This is a genomic window from Candidatus Pelagibacter sp. HIMB1517 (assembly GCF_052047895.1).
Taxonomy (GTDB): domain Bacteria; phylum Pseudomonadota; class Alphaproteobacteria; order Pelagibacterales; family Pelagibacteraceae; genus HIMB114.
The window spans coordinates 1-19,859 of record NZ_JBNAIW010000007.1; the positions used below are offsets into that span (position 1 = coordinate 1).

Annotated in this window: 19 protein-coding genes; 11 read left to right on the forward strand and 8 right to left on the reverse strand. The window is 29.2% G+C overall.

Going from position 1 to position 19,859, the window contains the following annotated elements; translation table 11 throughout:
• Positions 1-250: 250 nt before the first annotated feature.
• Entirely contained in the window at positions 251-814 is a 564-nt protein-coding gene (locus tag ACTTAT_RS04185; protein WP_440679826.1) for an ActR/PrrA/RegA family redox response regulator transcription factor, read from the reverse strand.
• 209 nt (positions 815-1,023) lie between these two features.
• Between ACTTAT_RS04185 and ACTTAT_RS04190 the strand changes: the two genes are divergently transcribed.
• From ACTTAT_RS04190 to speB, 3 genes are read left to right on the forward strand one after another with little or no spacing between them, the layout of a single operon-like run.
• Entirely contained in the window at positions 1,024-2,208 is a 1,185-nt protein-coding gene (locus ACTTAT_RS04190; RefSeq protein WP_440679827.1) for a type III PLP-dependent enzyme, read from the forward strand.
• A gap of 2 nt (positions 2,209-2,210) precedes the next feature.
• The gene (locus ACTTAT_RS04195) at positions 2,211-3,233 is read left to right on the forward strand and encodes a 1,9-bis(guanidino)-5-aza-nonane synthase (RefSeq protein WP_440679828.1); all 1,023 of its coding nucleotides are present in this window, start codon (positions 2,211-2,213) and stop codon (positions 3,231-3,233) included.
• Positions 3,233-4,108 (forward strand): agmatinase, encoded by an 876-nt coding sequence (gene speB, locus ACTTAT_RS04200; protein ID WP_440679829.1) that lies wholly within the window; start codon positions 3,233-3,235, stop codon positions 4,106-4,108. The genes ACTTAT_RS04195 and speB overlap by 1 nt, the downstream gene beginning before the upstream one ends.
• Here the strand turns inward: speB and ACTTAT_RS04205 are convergent.
• The 7 genes from ACTTAT_RS04205 to mutM all read right to left on the reverse strand — a co-directional run bounded on the left by ACTTAT_RS04205 (position 4,090) and on the right by mutM (position 12,954).
• Complete coding sequence (locus ACTTAT_RS04205) at positions 4,090-5,370, reverse strand: ActS/PrrB/RegB family redox-sensitive histidine kinase (protein ID WP_440679830.1); 1,281 nt, start codon at positions 5,368-5,370, stop codon at positions 4,090-4,092. The genes speB and ACTTAT_RS04205 overlap by 19 nt on opposite strands.
• Before the next feature lie 2 nt (positions 5,371-5,372).
• Positions 5,373-7,877, reverse strand: a complete 2,505-nt coding sequence (locus ACTTAT_RS04210) for a DNA gyrase subunit B (RefSeq protein ID WP_440679831.1) — start codon at positions 7,875-7,877, stop codon at positions 5,373-5,375.
• 70 nt (positions 7,878-7,947) lie between these two features.
• Positions 7,948-9,039 (reverse strand): DNA replication/repair protein RecF, encoded by a 1,092-nt coding sequence (recF, locus tag ACTTAT_RS04215; RefSeq protein WP_440679832.1) that lies wholly within the window; start codon positions 9,037-9,039, stop codon positions 7,948-7,950.
• Between the two features lie 10 nt (positions 9,040-9,049).
• Positions 9,050-10,159 (reverse strand): DNA polymerase III subunit beta, encoded by a 1,110-nt coding sequence (gene dnaN, locus ACTTAT_RS04220; RefSeq protein ID WP_009373025.1) that lies wholly within the window; start codon positions 10,157-10,159, stop codon positions 9,050-9,052.
• A 1-nt stretch (position 10,160) separates the two neighbouring features.
• On the reverse strand, positions 10,161-11,549 hold the full coding sequence (gene dnaA / locus ACTTAT_RS04225; RefSeq protein ID WP_440679833.1) for a chromosomal replication initiator protein DnaA: 1,389 nt from the start codon (positions 11,547-11,549) through the stop codon (positions 10,161-10,163).
• 234 nt (positions 11,550-11,783) lie between these two features.
• Complete coding sequence (gene rpsT, locus ACTTAT_RS04230; RefSeq protein ID WP_440679834.1) at positions 11,784-12,047, reverse strand: 30S ribosomal protein S20; 264 nt, start codon at positions 12,045-12,047, stop codon at positions 11,784-11,786.
• Positions 12,048-12,093: 46 nt separating this feature from the next.
• Positions 12,094-12,954, reverse strand: a complete 861-nt coding sequence (mutM, locus tag ACTTAT_RS04235) for a bifunctional DNA-formamidopyrimidine glycosylase/DNA-(apurinic or apyrimidinic site) lyase (RefSeq protein ID WP_440679835.1) — start codon at positions 12,952-12,954, stop codon at positions 12,094-12,096.
• 38 nt (positions 12,955-12,992) lie between these two features.
• Between mutM and ACTTAT_RS04240 the strand changes: the two genes are divergently transcribed.
• The 8 genes from ACTTAT_RS04240 to fabB are packed head-to-tail and all read left to right on the forward strand — an operon-like array spanning position 12,993 to position 19,859.
• Positions 12,993-13,703, forward strand: a complete 711-nt coding sequence (locus tag ACTTAT_RS04240) for a ubiquinone/menaquinone biosynthesis methyltransferase (protein ID WP_440679836.1) — start codon at positions 12,993-12,995, stop codon at positions 13,701-13,703.
• A complete protein-coding gene (gene ubiB, locus ACTTAT_RS04245; RefSeq protein WP_440679837.1) occupies positions 13,696-15,252 on the forward strand; it encodes a 2-polyprenylphenol 6-hydroxylase in 1,557 nt (518 codons plus the stop codon). The genes ACTTAT_RS04240 and ubiB overlap by 8 nt, the downstream gene beginning before the upstream one ends.
• Positions 15,253-15,258: 6 nt before the next feature.
• A complete protein-coding gene (coaBC, locus tag ACTTAT_RS04250; protein ID WP_440679838.1) occupies positions 15,259-16,470 on the forward strand; it encodes a bifunctional phosphopantothenoylcysteine decarboxylase/phosphopantothenate--cysteine ligase CoaBC in 1,212 nt (403 codons plus the stop codon).
• A complete protein-coding gene (dut, locus tag ACTTAT_RS04255) occupies positions 16,448-16,891 on the forward strand; it encodes a dUTP diphosphatase (protein ID WP_440679839.1) in 444 nt (147 codons plus the stop codon). The genes coaBC and dut overlap by 23 nt, the downstream gene beginning before the upstream one ends.
• A complete protein-coding gene (locus tag ACTTAT_RS04260) occupies positions 16,891-17,634 on the forward strand; it encodes a HesA/MoeB/ThiF family protein (protein WP_440679840.1) in 744 nt (247 codons plus the stop codon). Before dut ends, ACTTAT_RS04260 begins: the two co-directional genes overlap by 1 nt.
• Positions 17,627-18,085: an SH3 domain-containing protein gene (locus ACTTAT_RS04265; protein ID WP_440679841.1), complete on the forward strand. Its 459-nt coding sequence runs from the start codon at positions 17,627-17,629 to the stop codon at positions 18,083-18,085. The genes ACTTAT_RS04260 and ACTTAT_RS04265 overlap by 8 nt, the downstream gene beginning before the upstream one ends.
• Positions 18,086-18,138: 53 nt before the next feature.
• Complete coding sequence (fabA, locus tag ACTTAT_RS04270) at positions 18,139-18,651, forward strand: bifunctional 3-hydroxydecanoyl-ACP dehydratase/trans-2-decenoyl-ACP isomerase (protein ID WP_440679842.1); 513 nt, start codon at positions 18,139-18,141, stop codon at positions 18,649-18,651.
• Entirely contained in the window at positions 18,648-19,859 is a 1,212-nt protein-coding gene (gene fabB / locus ACTTAT_RS04275; RefSeq protein ID WP_440679843.1) for a beta-ketoacyl-ACP synthase I, read from the forward strand. Before fabA ends, fabB begins: the two co-directional genes overlap by 4 nt.

Sequence of the window (19,859 nt, forward strand, 5' to 3'; positions counted from 1 at the left end):
TTATGACGGCTTAGGAGAGGTTTTTTGGTCTGGTGGGCTCGGATATGTGTATAAGTGACAGGTTATGGTATTTATAATATTATTATATATCAATAATTTAACTTATAATATTTCAAACCGTCTATATATTTTTGTGGCTAAGATTTATATATTTCATCTTTGAATATACTATCTAAAAACTACTTTATAATTCGTACAAAAATTAATGGACCAAAAAAAAATTATAATATTTTTTCAAAATACTTTAGAACTATTTAGGAGATCTTTTAGATAAAATTCTTTGAAGAGTTCTTCTGTGCATTTTTAAACGTCTTGCAGTTTCGGACACGTTTCTATTACAAAGTTCAAACACGCGTTGGATGTGCTCCCATTTTACTCTGTCAGCTGACATAGGGTTTTCTGGTGGCTGAGCTTTACTATTTGGTTCAGCTAACAATGCTGCCTCTACATCCTCTGCATCTGCTGGTTTAGCTAAATAATCAATTGCCCCTGCTTTGACTGCAGACACTGCTGTTGGCAAATTCCCATAACCCGTTAACATGACAACTCTACTATCTGGTTTAAGTTTATGAATTTCTTCAATTACATCCAATCCATTTCCGTCCAAAAGCCTTAAATCTACGACAGCAAAACCAGGAGGTGATTTTCGAGCTGATATTAAGCCTTCTTCTATACTTTTGGCTAAAGAAACTTTAAATCCCTTTGACTCCATAGCTCTACCTAATCTGTTTCTGAATGGGTCATCATCATCTACAATTAGCAAGGTTTTATCTGCAAAATCTTCAATATTCATCTTGCCAACTGTATTTTTCATAACTCTTAATATACGTAGCATACCAGTTTTTACAACTCTTACAGAGCAAATAATCCAGATATCAAAGTCTAATTCATTTCAGTGCCAAGTGTTTTTTTTTCTTTACATAAACTGAAATTACTTTATTTCGCGATTTAAGTTGTTTTTTTTAGGGGATTTTTTTCATGAAAAAAAACGACTGACTGTTAACTAACGAGAGGTTTTATGAGATGGCAAAATTTCAGTGTGTGGACGAGTTGGTCAAAGCTTTACAGCCGATAGATCCGGTATATTGCTTTAGAAAACATAGTTTAAAATTATCGGCAGATTGGTTTAATAATAATTTTCCTGGTGATGTGCTGTATGCAGTAAAATGCAATCCTACAGAAGCAGTAGTAAAAACATTAATTAAAAATGGTATAAAAAACTTTGATGCAGCATCAATTGAAGAAATCAAGTTAGTAAAAAAACTCTCACCAGAATCTAAAATATATTTCATGCATACTGTAAAAAAAGAGAGCAGTATTAAAGAAGCTTATTTTTACCATGGTGTCAAAGCTTACTCATTTGATAGTAAAGAAGAATTAGACAAAATTTTAAAAGTTACGAATAATGCAAAAGATCTTGAATTATTTTTAAGAATTCAAACATCTAATGAACATTCTGAAATAGACTTATCTAAAAAATTTGGAGCAAGTGTTAATGAAGCAGTTTCGTTATCAAAAATTGCAAAGGTAAAATCAAAAAAATTTGGTTTTAGTTTTCATGTTGGGTCACAATGTATGCATCCAATTGCCTATTCAAAAGCGATAAAGGATCTTGGCAATATTATAAAAAAATCTAATATTATTCCTGATATAATTAACGTTGGAGGTGGATTTCCTACAACGTATCCTGATTTATATCCGCAACCTATTCAAAATTATTTTAAAGAAATTACTCAGGCATTAAATAAATTAAATTTGACTAAAACACCTAAGCTGATCTGTGAACCAGGTAGGGCTTTAGTTGCCGAGAGTGGTTCAACAATTGTGAGAGTTGAGCTAAAGAAAAAACAACATTTATATATTAATGACGGTACGTATGGATCTTTATTTGATGCTGGAACACCTAGATTTATTTTTCCAACAAGAGCAATTCAAATTGAAAATACACCATCAAAAAGATTGGTGCCTTATAGTTTTTACGGACCAACATGTGATGGATTAGATTATATGAAAGGACCATTTATGCTTCCTTCAAATATCAATACCGGTGATTATATCGAGATTGGTCAATTAGGTGCTTATGGAATGAGCTTAAGAACAAATTTTAATGGTTTTTATTCTAATCAACTTCATGAAGTTCAAGATAAACCTTTAATGTCAATTTATGAAGCCGACGAAAACCAAAATATTAAAACTTTATTTGCATAAAAATGGGTCACAACAAATCTAGCTTTTTAAAGCAACCCGTTGAGCATATCGATATTACATCATTTGATGCCAGACCAATTATAGACTCCATGTCAAAAATGTCTTTTGTTTCAAGAGAGACTGCAAACGCATCTAGAATTTATAATAATATGCTTAAAGACAAAGAATGTACTATATTCTTAACTTTAGCTGGTTCTACGTCTGCAGCTGGATGCATGAAGCTTTATTCAGACTTGGTAAAAAATAATATGGTTGATGCAATTGTTGCGACAGGAGCTTCAATTATTGATATGGATTTTTTTGAAGCACTTGGTTTTAAACATTATCAAGGTTCTCAATTTCAAGATGACGGTGTTCTACGAGATAATTATATTGATCGTATATATGATACTTACATCGATGAAGATGAGTTGCAAAATTGCGACAGGATCATTGGTGAGATTGCTGATACACTTGAACCAAGACCCTACACTTCAAGAGAATTTATCAAGGAATTAGGACGATACTTAAAGACAAACGCCAAGAAAAAAAATTCACTAATTGAATTAGCTTATGATCATAATGTACCTATTTTTTGCCCAGCATTTACTGATAGTTCAGCAGGTTTTGGTCTAGTGATGCATCAAGAGAGAAATCCAGATAAACATATGACCATTGACTCAATAAAAGAATTTCGTGAATTAACGGAAATTAAAATCCAATCTAACGCATCAGGATTATTAATGATAGGTGGTGGAGTTCCAAAGAACTTTATTCAAGATACTGTAATTTGTGCAGAACTTCTTAATAAAAAAGTTGAAATGCATAAATATGCAGTACAAATCACGGTTGCTGATAGTCGTGACGGAGCCTGCAGTAGCTCAACTCTGAAAGAGGCAAGCTCTTGGGGCAAAGTTGATACCACAGAAGAACAAATGGTTTTTGCCGAAGCAACCTCTGTTTTACCACTAATTGCAAGTGACGCATATCACAGAGGATATTGGAAAGATAGAACTGTAAAAAATTTCTCTAAAATTTTTGATTAATGAAATTTTTAAAACCATCCGAAGGTTTTCTTGGACTACCAAAAGAAAATAAAAATAAAAATAAAGTATATATTATTCCGTTTGGTCTTGAAAAAACAGTAAGTTACAGCGGTGGAACAAAAAATGGTCCCAAAAAAATTATTGAAGCATCTCACCAAGTCGAATTATTTGATGAAGAGCTGAAGTTAGAACCTTATAAAAAATTTAATATTAAAACTTTAAAACAGGAAAAAATTAAATCAAAACTTAATGATAGCTTAAACCAACTTTCAAAGATCATTGAAAAAACTTTAAAATCAAAGTGCTTTCCCCTAACCCTTGGAGGTGAACATTCTATTACACCTGCAATTATTAAAGCATTAGTGAAAAAATATTCAAATTTGACTATTGTTCAAATTGATGCTCACGCAGACCTAAGGGATGGTTACATGGGAATTCATAATTCACATGCTGCAGCTATGAGAAGATGTTTAGATAATAAAAATGTTAAAATTGTATCGATTGGAATTAGAAATTTATGCCAAGAAGAATTTAATTATTTTAAAAAGAATAATAAAAGAATTAAAATTTTTTGGGGAAATGAAATGCATAAGTGGAGTATGGAAAAACTATCTAAAATATTAAAAAATAAAGATGTGTATCTAACATTTGACTTGGATGGATTTGATTCCAGCCTTATGCCTGCAACTGGTACACCAGAACCAGATGGTTTATTCTGGTCTGATGCAATGCGCATACTGAAAACAGTATTTAAAAACTCCAATGTTGTAGGTGCTGATGTGAATGAATTAGCCCCAAATCCTCATTTGCATGCATGTGATTTTTTAGCAGCAAAATTAGTTTATAAAATTTTATCTTACAAATTTGCCATTTGAGAATTAACCCAGGTAATTTTAATTACTGCTCCAGAATTATTCTTTTTATTTTGAAATATTACCCTTGTATTACATCTCTCTAGTAAACTTTTCGATATAAATACTCCTAAACCCATTCCTTTTTTATTTTTATTAACTTTTTCAGATTTTAAATAAGGTTGACCTAAATTTGAAATTACATCGTCTTGAAATCCTTGGCCGTCATCACTTATTGTAATATTGGTATTTTTTTTGTTTTGATCTATTTCTATTTCAATTTGACTTTTTGCAAATTTAATTGCGTTTTCAATAAAATTTCTTATTGCGTAACTTATTTCAGTTTTCTTATTCATTTTTATTCTTTCATTGAGAGATTTATTAATAATATTAATTTCTTTATTAAATTTATTATCTACTGAAAATACTATCTCATTAACTAGTTCTTTTGGTGAAACTTTTGCAATGAATTGATCTTCTTGTTTCTTCTCTGCTATATCCTTTAAAATTGAACTACACCTTGCTGCCTGCTCAATTAATAAATTGATATCATCTTTTGCCAGGTTGTTTTTAGAGATTTGTTTTTGAAGCTCCTTACTAACAAGTGAAATTGTTGCAAGGGGAGTGGCCAGTTCATGCACAGCTGCCGCAGCTATACCGCCAACTGAATTAACTACTTTTTCATTTGTAAGTTCTTGCTCCAACTTATTTAGTGCTTCAGATCTTATTCTATTGTCTCTACCCAATTGATACGCATAATTACCTAGGAAAATAATCCCTATACCTAATGATAACCACATTCCAATGTCGTAGTATTTTGGAAAATTTAGTGTTTGGTTTTGCGGTGAGGGTAGTGGCATATGATAAAAAGCAATAACAGTGGAAAAAATAATAGAACAAGTAACTATAAATTGACTGCTTCCTCTTGAGAGGTAAGTGACTGAAATCGTGGTTGGAACTATGATTAAAATTGAAAAGGGGTTTGATAAACCTCCAGTCATGAATAGTAAAATCACCAATTGAACCAGATCATAAAAAATACTTACAGTGGCAGCAAAATTATCAATTGTTAAGAATTTTTTTTTATTAATCTCTAAATAAGCATTTATAATCGCTGAAAGAAAAATTAATACTAAAGCAATATAGTAAGGAAATTCAAATTTAAGGCCGTAATAAACAAATGATACTGTAAAGAACTGACCTAATATGGCTATCCATCTTATGTTAATAAGAGTCTCTAAAGTTATTCTAAGGTCTTTTGAATTAATTCGATCTTTAAAAAACATGCCTAAATGTCTAAATTTGATACATTTATAGCATTAGAATTAATAAAGTTCTTTCTTTTTGAAACGTCCTCACCCATTAAAGTAAAAAATATTTCATCATCTGATGAAGAAGGCTGCGAAATTTCCCCATTTAATTCTGAATAATTTACTTTTAGTAAAGAATTGTTTTTAGGATTTAGTGTTGTTTCCCACAATTCATCAGGATTCATCTCTCCTAAACCTTTAAATCTTTGTAATGATAAGTTTTTCTTTCCAATTTCAATGATGACTTCAATAAATTCTATGAGTGAATTGACTTTATGAGACGCATCTCCCTCTTTTATAACGCAAGAATTTTGAAAAATATTTGCAGTTTTATTAAATTTAGAAAGATTGGTTAAAATTTTATTATTTGATAAAAAATTAATATCTAATCTTTTTTCAATTAATTCATGATAAAACTCTCTTCGTAAAATAAAGCTATCATTTTCAATTAATCCTTGCCACTTTGATTCATCTTTTTCTAAATTTTGATTTAGATTTTCAGCTACAGCTTTAATTGCACCTAATTTTTTTTGATTATTTTTATCCTCAGTTATTAAAATTATATTGTCTTTCTCGGTAAATGCTCCAACAATTGATAATTGTTCTAAAATTTCTTTGTCACCATCTATGGATTTAATTAATTTGTATAATTCATATGACTGAACAATAAAGGTTTTATCGTATTTAAATTTTTTATCATTTTTAAAAGTAACACTTTCAATTTTCTTTAGCGAATTTTCTATTGCTAATTTTTCCAAATCATTTTCATTTTTTAAATAATTTACTGTTTTACCTGATTTAATTTTATAAAGAGGAGGTTGCGCAATATAAATATGCCCTTTTTTTATCAATTCATTAAATGGTTTATTATTAAAGAAAGTTAGTAAAAGGGTTCTTATGTGAGATCCATCTACATCGGCATCGGTCATAATTACAATTTTACCATATCTCAATTTTTCTAATTCAAATGGTTCTACGCCAGTACCAATAGCATTTATTAAAGTAACAATTTCATTAGATGATAACATTTTAGAAAAAACTTTTTTGATATCCGAGGAATTATTTTTAGCCTCAACAAAAGTATTTAAAATCTTTCCTCTTAAGGGTAATACCGCTTGAAATTCCCTATTTCTTGCCTGCTTTGCTGAACCGCCCGCAGAGTCTCCCTCAACGATAAATAATTCAGTTTTATTAATATCATTAGACTGACAGTCAGCTAGTTTTCCAGGAAGGCTGGTAATATCAATAGCGTTTTTTCTTCTTACGCTCTCCCTAGCTTTACGAGCAACTTCTCTGGCCACAGCTGCTTGAATTATCTTACCAATAATTGTTTTTGCGATTTTAGGATTTTGATCAAACCATAATGAAATTTTTTCATTGGTTATTGTTTCAACAACCGGTCTAACTTCTGAGGAAACAAGTTTTTCCTTTGTTTGTGAAGAAAACTTTGGATCCGGAACTTTTACTGACAATACGCAAATTAAGCCCTCTCTCACATCATCTCCAACTATGGTTACTTTATCTTTTTTTAACAGACCAAAATCATTCGCATATTTATTGATTAATCTTGTTATTGAATTTCTAAAACCTAATAAATGTGTTCCACCATCTTTTTGGGGGATATTATTTGTAAAACATAAAACGTTTTCATTGTAAGAAGAATTCCATAAGAGTGCACACTCTACATCAATATCATTTTTATTTGACTGAAAATATAATGGCTCTTCTAATATAAACTGACTATCTTCATTTTTAATTTTATTTTTTAATTTATTTAAATCCTTAACAAACTCTTTTATTCCACCATCAAATTTAAAGTTTAAAACTTTCGCTTTTTCTTTTCTTTCATCACTTAATTGAATATTCAATCCTTTATTTAAATATGCTAATTCTTTTAATCTTTTTTCTAAAATTGAAAGATTAAATTTAGTATCAGTAAATATTTCACTAGATGGTAAAAAAGTAACATTAGTTCCTGTTAAGTCGGACTTACCTATTTCTTTTAGTGGTGCCTTAGTAATTCCATTTTCAAATTCTACAAAATACTTTTTTCCGTCTCTAAAAATATCAACTTTCAAACTCTTGGAAAGTGCGTTAACTACTGACACACCCACACCATGCAAACCACCAGAAACTTTATATGTTTTATGATCAAATTTACCCCCAGCATGCAATTGGGTCATTATTACTTCTGCTGCAGAAATTTTTTCTGTTTTGTGTATTTCAACAGGAATTCCTCTGCCATTATCAGATACGGATACCGAATTATCTTTATTAATTTTAACTACAATCGTATCGCAATGACCGGCCAAGGCCTCATCTATTGCATTGTCAACGACCTCAAAAACCATATGATGCAAACCAGTGCCGTCATCGGTATCACCAATATACATACCAGGACGTTTCCTAACTGCATCAAGTCCTTTTAAAACTTTGATTGAATCTGCTCCATATTCGGTTTTTTTTGTAATAGCTGTAGACATTTTTTAATTTTTTTTGATTAAAACGAACTTTTATTTATAACATTTTTACTCTTAAAAATGGAGGTATAGATTACTCTAAATGTATAAAAAACCCTTTATTTTCAATAGCTTGAAATAGATTCTTGCTCGTTCCAGTATACCAAATTTGGGTGCCAAATTTTTCAATTTCAGTGACAAGCCTCCCGAAGTTTTGATCATCAATATGAGAAGTGGCCTCGTCTAATAAAAGAATAAAATCTTTTTTTTCTATTTTTAATTTCCAACAATTGGCAAGAATAATAGTTAATAGTGATGATTTTTGCTCACCTGTTGAACAGGCATCTGTATTTCTATTTTTGATTTTGTCGAAAAAAAAAATCTGATCTTTATTGATACCAAAATTTGTCCTTTTAGTAATCTCATCTAGTGCACGATTAGATTTCAATTTTTCAAAAAAAATCTCTATTTTTATTTTTTTTTCATTTAGATCATCAAATAGATCATTGTTATATTTAATATTAATTTCCCTGAAATTTTTTAATTTATCTGAAATAATTTTATTAATTTTGTTTGCATAGTTCCTTCTCATTAAAAAAATTTCATAAATATTTTCTGCTAATCTCTTCTCTATTATATCAAGCCATTTTTTGTCTTTTGTATTTTTTAGAATTTGTAGCCTTTCTGCTATATTTTTTTTGTAACTTGATACTGATAAATTAAAATTTTTTTCGTTCTGTGAGATTAATTTATCTATAAAATCTCTTTTTATAGATTGTCCTTCATACATAATTTTATCCATATATGGTGATAACCAGATGAAACTTAAAATTTCTTTTATTTTGGGTAGTGATATTTTTTTTTCTTCTAAAAAAAAGGTTTTTTTTAAACTTTCTTGATCTTTAGTTATTTTGAAAGAAAAATTAAATTGATTAAAGTTCGATAAAATTTTTGCTTGTATGTTTGTATCAATAATATTTGTTTCTTGTTCTGGTAATAACTTATCTAAAGTATCACCTCTTAATCCTTTTGAATTAGAAAAAAAAGATAAACTCTCTATTAGATTAGTCTTTCCAACGCCATTATCTCCATAAATAATTATGTGCTGATAATCTTTACTAATTTCTAAATTATATTGTTTATGAGATTTAAAATTTTTAATATTTATTTTTGTTACACTTGCCATTAAATACTTATTAAATTACACGCATTGGCATAACAATGTAAGTACTAAGGGGATCGCTTTCATCTTTGACTTGTATAGGTGAAGTTGCATCTTTTAACATTAGGACAATATCTTTACTTTCTAAAACATTTGCAACATCGATTAAATATGTCGAATTGAAACCAATCTCTAAATGCTCCCCTTGATATTGAGTTTGCACTTCTTCAATACCATCTCCAGAAATAGCATCATTTATTAAAAACTTCATCAACCCTTTATCTAAAGATATTTTGATGACTCCTTTTCTATCTGAAGATAACGATTTCAGTCGATCTAAAGCGCTTATAAATTCTTCGACGTTTGATTTTGCGGCTATACGTTCATCTTTTGGTATAACCTTCTCATAATCTGGAAATTTTCCATCGATCACCTTTGAAATTAAAACAATATCTTTATACAAAAATTTAATCTTAGATTTTGTAGATAAAATTTTAAGATTGATAGAATCTTCATCAATTATTGTAAGTAATTCAAATACAGTTTTTTTAGGTAAGATTACTGATTGAAAATTGTCTGCGCCCTTTATTTCTGTCGCTGACTTGCTAAGTCTATGACCGTCTGTTGCAACCGCAATTAATTTATTTTCTCCATCCTTTTTATCTAAATAAACTCCATTTAAATAATGTCTTGTCTCATCATTAGAGATAGAAAATTTTGTTTTATTTATTATTTTTAAAAATTCAAAAGATGGTATTTCTAAATACTGTTCATCCATATTATCTTCTAATATTGGAAACTCGTCAGGAGATATGCATGTTAAATTAAAGTCAGATTTGCCAGATATTAATTTTAATCTATTATTTTCCTTTAATGACAAATGTAGTGACGATCCGGTTTTAAGTTTTCTAACGATGTCATAAATTACCTGTGCCGTTGTTGTTGTTGATCCTTCTTTTATCGTCTGACATGTAAGCTTTTCCGTAATAATAATATCTAAATCTGTGGCCGTTAGCTTTAAAAATCCATCATGAGCTTCTATTAAGACATTGCCCAAAATTGGTAACGTATTTTTTTTTTCAACAACACCTTGTACATGTGCCAGAGATTTTAATAAAACATCTCTGTCAATTTTAAATTCCATTTTATTTCTTGATTATTCTATCTGTAATACTTTGTACTTCATACTCGAATTGACGATCTTTTGACATCAATTCTTCTATTTTTTTTATTGCATGTATTACAGTAGTATGGTCCCTACCAGTGAATTTTCTACCTATTTCAGGCAGTGATTTTGTTGTTAATTTTTTTGATAAATACATCGCTATTTGTCTTGGTCTAGCGATATGCCTTGATCTTCTTGCAGATAAAAAATCATTCATTGATAAATTATAATAAGCAACAACAATTTTTTGTATATCTTCAATACTTATAACTGATTGCATATTATTCAGAAGATCTTTCAAAATAAGTTTTGCATCTTGCAAAGTCGGTGTTTTATTTTGAATTCTAGCTGATGCTATAACTCTATTTAATACACCAAGCATGTCTCTAACACTTGATTTAAATTCATTCGATATAAATGATAATATTTCATCATTTATTAGTATCTCATTACCAAAATGATTTTTCTCGGCTAAACATCTCTTTTTTAATATTTCAAGTCTTAAGCCAATATCAGGTGGCTGAACATCAACAACTAAGCCCCCTGATAATCTTGATTTTATTCTGTCTTGAATACGATCTAGTTCATTTGGTGATCTATCACATGAAATCACAACTTGAGACTGATTTTCTAACAAACTATTAAATGTATAGAAAAACTCTTCTTGTGTTACTTCTTTACCACTAATGAACTGTATATCGTCTAATATAAGTACATCAGCGTTTCTAAAAATTTCTTTAAATTTGTGTGTATCTTTATTTTTAATTGATTTTACAAATTGATACATAAATCTTTCAGCTGAAAGATAGATTACCTTTTTATCCATTTGTTTAAGTTGATTTCCAATAGCATTTAAAATGTGAGTTTTTCCTAGTCCAACACCGCCATAGATATATAAAGGATTATAATGACCAAGACTTTCTGTAACTCTTTTAGCAGCTGAAAAAGCTAATTGATTACTTTCGCCCGTTACAAAACTTTCGAAGTTTAATCGAGGATCTATTCTATTAATTCCATAATTTGTATCTTTTAAATCAATTATTTTTGTACCTGATCCAAAATCTAAAATATTTGTAGATCTTTTTTCATCAAAAATTTCATTAATTTCAAATTGAATTCTAGATACTGAATTATCAAGTTTTTGATAATGATCTAAAATTTTATCTGCGTAGTGAGAAACAATCCAGTCTCTAACAAATCTTGTTTTAACAACTAAAATTAAAGATGAAAAATCAATACCTTTAGCTTCAACATTTTGTATCCAGCTTTTGTAAACATCTAAACCGTAAGTTTCTTTCAACTTTTGTTGAACAATTTCCCAGTTTTTTTTAATATCTTCGTTAATTTGTAAGGCTGATGAACTTTTCATGAGAAAGTCTTTTAATTAAAACAAAATGCGTAAGCAACAAAAAAATTTTTTTTTTAAAAAAAAAATTATAACAACTTTGGATTGTGAAAATAATTTTTTTAGAAATTAAATTGTCGCACGAAATTTATTAAACACTTTTTGCATTACAAAAGAATTTAAATTTTTTTTGATCTGTTAAATGAAATTTTAAAATCTAAAGTTGAATTTTTTTTTAAATTTAAATGAATCTTAAACTTACTTCATCAAAGCAAGCTTTTTTGAAGTTCTAGAAATTTTTCTTGATGCAGTTTGTCTTCTTATAGAGCCTTTTTTAGATACTTTCATCAACTGTGACTGGAATTTATCAAAAAGCTTTTTGGCCTTAGCTTTATCTCCACTTTTGATTGCATTTTCTATCTCAGAAATTGCTGCTTTGAACTTACCAATCCTTATACGATTAATAGCTGTCTTTCTTTTAATGACTTTTGTTTTTTTTTTAGCTGATGATGTATTTGCCATTTTTTTTGATGGGCAGTTTATATAGCCTTTTTAATTGTGGTCAACACTATGTTTGGCACTTAATACAAAAAAAAGAAGACCTTCCAGAAGCGATTACACGCCTAATTTTTCCAGTGCACCCAGCTCTTTTACAAGTTTCACCCTCTCTGTCATAAACTTTAAAATTAGCTTGATAAGAACCAGTCTTCCCTTCAGAGTTGTGATAATTTTGGATAGTTGAACCACCAGCTTTTATTGCCATTTTCAATACTTTTTTAATGGCAATTATAGTTTTTCTTGTTTCTATATCTTTTAGAAACTTTCCCGGTTTTTGAGGGCTAACACAACTTCTGAATAGAGCCTCATTTACATATATGTTACCTAAGCCTGAAACTACAGATTGATTCATTAATAAATTTTTCACAGAAGAATTTGAGTTACTAATTTTGTTTTTTAAATATTTAAAACTAAAATTTAAACTTAATGGCTCAGGTCCAAGTGAACTTAAATGTTTTGTGCTTTCAATATTTGTTGATAAAATTTTCTTAATAAATCCAAATTTTCTAATATCGTTATAAATTAAATCAAAACCTTTGAATGAAAGTTTTAAGTGATCATGTTTTTTAATTATTTCGTTTTTAGTGTAAAAACTAGTATCAATTTTATTTTTACCTTTTTTCACAAAATAAAACCGGCCTGTCATTCCAAGATGCACTAATAAAATATTTTTATCATTAAAATGAATCAGTAAATACTTTGATCTTCTAATTATTTTTTTTATAATTTTATTTTTTAAAGATAATAAATTTTGTTTATTTAATTTGTATCGAAGGTTAGGATTTAATATTGTGACATTTTTTACTTTTTTATGCAAAATCTGTTTGCTTAAGCTTATTTTTGTAATCTCAACTTCTGGAAGTTCTGGCATATAATTTTTTTTTTAATACAATCGTCTTTTAAAGAATTATGAAAAATATTCACCAATATAAAAATACTAGTTTAGTAAATAAAGTATTCGATGGCGCTTTTAAGAAGTACGATATGATGAATGATATCATGTCACTTGGTACCCATAGAATATGGAAGCAACAATTTGTAGATACGGTTATATTAGAAAATAACAACACAATAGTTGATATGGCATCAGGAACCGGTGATATTTCAAGATTACTGATCCAAAAAAACAAAAGCAAAGAAATAATAAGGATTGAGCCAAACTTTAATATGTTAAATCAAAATATTGATGAATTTAAAAGTTACAAAAATATCAAGCATCTTTGTAGTTATGCAGAAACAGTACCTCTAAAAAACAATTCTATTGATGCATATCTAATTAGCTTTGGTCTTAGAAATATATCGAAATTAGATATTGCTCTCAAAGAAGCTTTTAGAATTTTAAGAAAAGGTGGGGGTTTTTATTGTCTTGAATTTTATAAAGTTAATAAACCGATACTAAGAGAAATTTATAATTTTTACTCTAAATCAATACCTGCTCTAGGAAAAGTATTTAATCAAGATTCAAAGCCATATGAATATCTCACTAAAAGTATTGAAGATTTTTATTCTCAAAAAGAAATATCAAAAAAATTAAGAGATGTCGGTTTTAGAAATATTAGCACCAGAGATATATTTGGTGGAATTGCTTCGATACATTATTCTTGGAAGCTAAATGATTAAAAAAATTTTAATTCTTCTGAAAATTGGCAGAGCTTTGGCTAAATCTTCAACCCTAGATTATTTTGGTGAATTGTATAAACCAAATTTTTTAATTCGATATTCAATAAAAATTTTCGGTTTTTCTTCTTTTAAAAAAAAAAGTTTAGACAGCAAAAGTGTTGGCCAAAGATTAGTGTCGGCATTAAAAGAATTGGGCCCAACGTTTATTAAGCTTGGTCAATTTCTCGGAACAAGACCTGACATTGTTGGTAAAGATCTAGCTAAAGAACTTCAAAGCTTACAAGATGACTTGCCACCCTTTGATATGGAAATAGCAAAAAAAAGTATAAGTAATGAAATTGGAGAAGAAAAGTACAAACAAATTGAAAATTTAAGCAAACCGATAGCTGCAGCTTCTATAGCGCAAGTTCATTTTGCAACAATTGAGGGTAAGCAATATGCGATTAAAGTATTAAGACCTGGTATTGAAAAGAAATTCAATGAAGAGTTAGAAGCGTTAATGTTATTTGCTTCAATAGTGGAAACAATTTTACCTAAAACAAAAAGACTTAAATTAATTGAAGTAGTTCATTTGCTTAAAGAAATTACGGCCATTGAGATGGATTTAAGATTTGAAGGATCAGCGGGCAGTGAATTAAAGAAAAATACAAAATCTGATCCAAAATTTAAAGTGCCTGACATTAATTGGGATTTTACATCAAAAAGAGTTTTAACTTCTGAAAAAGTAGAAGGTATTAGTATAAAAGAATTAGATAAAATTAATGAACTTAAAATTGATAAAAAAGAACTTGCAAAAAATATAATTCAAAATTTCCTAAGACAAGCTGTCGGGGATGGTTTTTTTCACGGCGACATGCATCAGGGAAATCTTTTTGTAGACTCAGATGGAAACATTATTCCGGTCGACTTTGGAATAATGGGTAGATTAGATAAAGATAATCGAAAATATTTAGCTGAAATTTTATATGGTTTCATTCAAAGAGATTATGAAAAGGTTGCTGACGTACATTTTATTGCAGGGCTAGTTCCTTTAGATCAGTCAAAAGATGCTTTTTCTCAAGCGCTTAGATCCATCGGAGAGCCTATTTTTGGACAGTCAATTAAAAATATTTCAGCGGGAAAATTATTAGCACAACTCTTTGAAATTACAGAACAATTTAACATGGCAACTCAGCCTCAACTTTTACTTTTGCAAAAAACTATGGTTGTGGTTGAAGGGGTAGCTAGAACACTTGATGAGGATGCAAATATCTGGGAAATATCAAAACCAGTTTTAGAAGGGTGGCTAAAAAAAGAAGTTGGACCTGAAGCAAAGATAAATCAAGCTATCAAAACCACATCGCAAGTTATGGATAGGCTACCAGAGCTGCCAAGTATGATGGACAAAGCCTCAAAAGCATTGGAACTGCTTGCCGCTGGAACAGTGGCATCAAATAATGAGATGGCAAAAAAATTTCAGTTTGAAAAATTAAAAATTAAAAATCAACAAAATAAAATAATTATATTTATCTTATTAGTGGTAATATCATTGTTAGTATTATTTAATTAAGCTCTAATGAAAAATAATAAAAAAATTTTATTAATTATTTCTGGTGGCATTGCTGCCTACAAAACTTTAGACTTAATTAGAAATTTACGCTCAAAGAACTATGAAATAAAAACAATATTAACAAAAACTGCAGAAGAATTTGTAACACCTCTATCAATTTCATCATTGTCTAATAACAAAGTTTATCTTAACAAATTTGATCTTAATGAAGAAATTGAAATGGATCATATAGCTTTATCAAGATGGGCAGATTTAATTTTAGTAGCTCCTGCTACTGCCAATATCATTGAAAATATCTCTAATGGTTCGGCAAATGACTTTATTAATACTGTTATTCTTGCGTCCAATAAAAAAATATTTTTAGCACCAGCGATGAATGTAAAAATGTGGGAAAAAAATGCTACTCAAATAAATGTCGAAAAATTGAAAAAAAGAAATTTTTCAATGATTGGTCCATCAGAAGGGCTTTTAGCTTGTGGTGAGTTCGGTGAAGGCAGAATGGCAAATGTTAATGAAATTGAATTTACAATCGATAATTTTTTTATAAAAAAAGATATTAATTTATCAGCAGTAGTTACTGCCGGTCCAACAAGAGAATATATTGATCCTGTTAGATATATTTCAAATGAGTCTTCTGGCTTGCAAGGTTATTATATTGCTAAAAAAATGGTTGAGTGTGGAATAAAAACAAAGCTGATAATGGGTCCTTCTCAAATCAAAATTGAGGATAACATTAATACAGTAAAAGTTACAACCGCTCAGGAAATGCTTGAGGCGGTTAAAGAAAGTTTGCCTACAGATATTGCAGTATGTTCAGCGGCGGTTTCAGATTTTAGAACTGATAAATTTGAACAAAAAATTAAAAAAAATAATAAAGATTTAAATTTAAAACTATATCAAAATATGGACATACTAAGCTTTATAAGCAATCACAATAATTTACGACCAAAACTTGTCGTAGGTTTTGCAGCAGAAACAAATAATGTAATTGAATATGCTAAAAAAAAACTTGAACAAAAGCATTGTGATTGGATAATTGCAAACGATGTTTCTGATAAAAATATTGGTTTTAATTCTAAAAATAATGAAATTTCGATAATTCATAAAAACCAAGAGATTGAAAAAATATCAAAAAGAGAAAAGTCTGAAATTGCAACATTATTAGTTCAAAAAATTTTAAAAGAATTTACAATTAATGAAAATAAAAGCCTTAATTAAAAAACTTAATCCTAAAGTTAATATCCCTGAATACAAAACAACTGGCTCTTCAGGTTTAGATTTAGAAGCTTTTATTGAACAAGATATTATAATTAAATCAAAAGAAACTGCATTAATTCCAACAGGAATTTCTGTAGCAATTCCTGAAAATTTAGAAATACAAATCCGACCAAGATCTGGATTGGCATTTAAGAATAAAATTACAGTATTAAATACACCTGGAACTATTGATGCAGACTATAGAGGAGAAATTAAAATAATTTTAATAAATTTGGGTGATAAAGATTTTGTAATTAAAAATGGTGATAGAATCGCACAAATGATTCTTTGCCCAATTGTGAAAGCAGAATTTGAAGTGAAAGATAATTTACCAGAATCTATCAGGGGTGAAGGTGGTTTTGGCTCTACTGGTAAAAATTAATGTCACTAACAATAGATGAAATTGAAAGATACAAAGGTCAAATCAACTTAAAAAAAATAAATATTCAAGGACAATTAAAGTTAAAAAAAGAAAAAATCTTAATTATAGGAGCTGGCGGCATAGGTTCACCATGTGCACTTTTCTTAGCTCGATCTGGTATTACAAATTTTGGAATTGTAGATTTTGATAAAGTCGCAAAAAGTAATTTACATCGACAGGTCTTATTCGATCAAAAAGACATAGGAAAACATAAAGCTGAAATAACTAAAAGAAAACTTCAACTTATCAATAAAAAAATAAATATAAAAATATTTAAAAAAAAGATTAATGCTAAAAATATTAAATCAATAATAAAAAATTATAATTATATAATTGATGGTACAGATAATTTTCTTTCTAAACTAATTATAAATGATGAATGCATTAAAAATAAAAAAAAATTATTTATTGGATCAGTAAGTAAATTTGATGCCCATATTTTTTTCTTTGATTTTTCAAAAAAGAGTGCCTGCTTAAAATGTTTTATGCCTAAGGTTCCAAATATTTCACCAAGTTGTCAAGATGAAGGTATACTTGGCACAGTAACAGGATCAGCGGGGGCAATTATATCAAATGAATTGATAAAAAATATTGCAGGTATCAAGTCAAACCTGAAAAATCATGTTTTAGTTTTAAACTTTGAAACACTCAATTTTAGGATGGTAAAAATTAATAAGAGTCAAAAATGTAAAAATCATGGATAAACTTTTATTAATAATTTTTGCTATTTTTTTTTTACATCATTCGTCCTCAGCCGAAATTAGAAGTTTAAAAAATAATAAAGTAAATGTTAGACTTGGACCTTCCAAAACTTATCCAGTAAAATTTATTTATAAAAATAAATATTTACCAGTTTTGATTATTGATGAACATTATAATTGGAGAAAAATTAAAGATTATGAAAATGACTTAGGATGGATACATATTTCTCAATTATCTAGAACAAGATCAACAGTAACTACAAAAAATAATCTGGTTATATTTTCATCTCCTACAATTTTTTCAAAGCCAAAAGCAAAGCTTGAAATATATCAAGTTTTAATAATTAGTGAATGTAACAAAAATTGGTGTAAAGTTAAAAATTCAAAAATTAATGGTTGGATTAAAAAAAATCATCTCTGGGGTATACAAAAAGATGAAATTATTAAAAAATAATAATGCCTTTTTTGTTTAAATAAATACTTCCATCAAGTATAAACATCTTCTTCATGACAAAAAAAAATTCCTTCTCTTACGATGAGCTTATCTCTTGTGCTGATGGAGATATGTTTGGACTTGGTAATGCTAGATTACCTTCGCCTCCTATGCTGATGTTTGATCGTATAACAAAAATTACTGAAAATGGTGGACAGTACAACAAAGGTTATATCGAAGCAGAACTAGATATAAAAAAAGATCTTTGGTTTTTTGACTGTCATTTTAAAACTGATCCAGTTATGCCTGGTTGTCTAGGACTAGATGCTCTTTGGCAACTTGTTGGCTTTTTTCTAGGATGGATTGGTAATCCTGGTAAGGGAAGGGCATTAGGTGTTGGGGAAGTTAAGTTTGTAGGTGAAGTTTTACAATCAAACAAGTTGGCTAAATATAAAATCGATATGAAAAAAATTATTAAAAAGGGAGAGACGTCAGTAGGTTTAGGTGATGGTGTACTTTTAATTGATGATAAACAAATATATAGTACTAAAAATTTAAAAGTAGGTTTATTTAAAAGTAATTTATGAGAAGAGTAGTCGTTACAGGATTTGGTATAGTTTCATCAATTGGAAACAATAATGAAGAGGTTTTAGATTCCTTATTAAATACTAAATCAGGAATAGTTTTTTCAGAAGAATATAAAGAATATGGTTTTAGGAGCCAAGTCTGCGGGTCTATAAAACTTAATTTAGATGAAGCTTTAGAGAGAAAAGAAAAAAGATTTATGGGTGATGGTTCAGCCTATGCCTATATTGCCATGAAAGAAGCTGTTAAAAATTCTGGCCTTGAAGAAAAAGATATCAGTAATATTAAAACCGGAATTGTAATAGGTTCTGGTGGACCATCAATTAAAAATGTAATTCATGCGGTAGATACTACAAGAAAATCTTCCCCAAAAAAAATGGGGCCTTTGATTGTACCAAGAACTATGTCCAGTACATGCTCTGCTACACTAGCAGTTCCATTCAAAATCAAAGGTATAAATTATTCTATAAGTTCAGCTTGCGCTACTAGCGCTCACTGTATTGGAAATGGAATGGAATTAATTCAATCTGGAAAACAAGATATTATTTTTGCGGGTGGTGGTGAAGAATTAGAGTGGGGGATGTCGGCAATGTTTGATGCCATGCCTGCACTATCATCAAAAAGAAATGACACACCTCAAAAAGCATCAAGAGCTTACGATGCAGACCGTGATGGGTTTGTAATTGCAGGTGGTGCAGCTGTTTTAGTTCTTGAAGAAATGGAGAGAGCAAAATCAAGAGGAGCAAAAATTTATGCTGAAATTACTGGCTATGGTGCTACATCAGACGGTTATGATATGGTTCAGCCTTCTGGAGAAGGGGCTGTGCGATGTATGAAAATGGCTTTATCAACGAAAAGAAATGAGAAAGTTGATTACATTAATACCCATGGAACATCTACACCAATTGGAGATGTAAAAGAGCTAGAGGCTATAAAAGAAACTTTTGGAAATGATGTGCCTTCTATGAGTTCTACAAAATCAATAACTGGTCACTCATTAGGTGCTGTATCAGCTCAAGAAGCTGTATTTTGCCTTCTCATGATGGAGCATGGATTCATGGCTGAGTCAGCTAATATCGAAAATTTAGATGAAAAAGCAAAAGATCTACCAATTTTAAGAAAAGTAGAAAAAAAAGATTTAAATTGTGTCATGTCAAATAGTTTTGGTTTTGGAGGAACAAACTCAACACTGATTTTTGAGAAGGTTTAA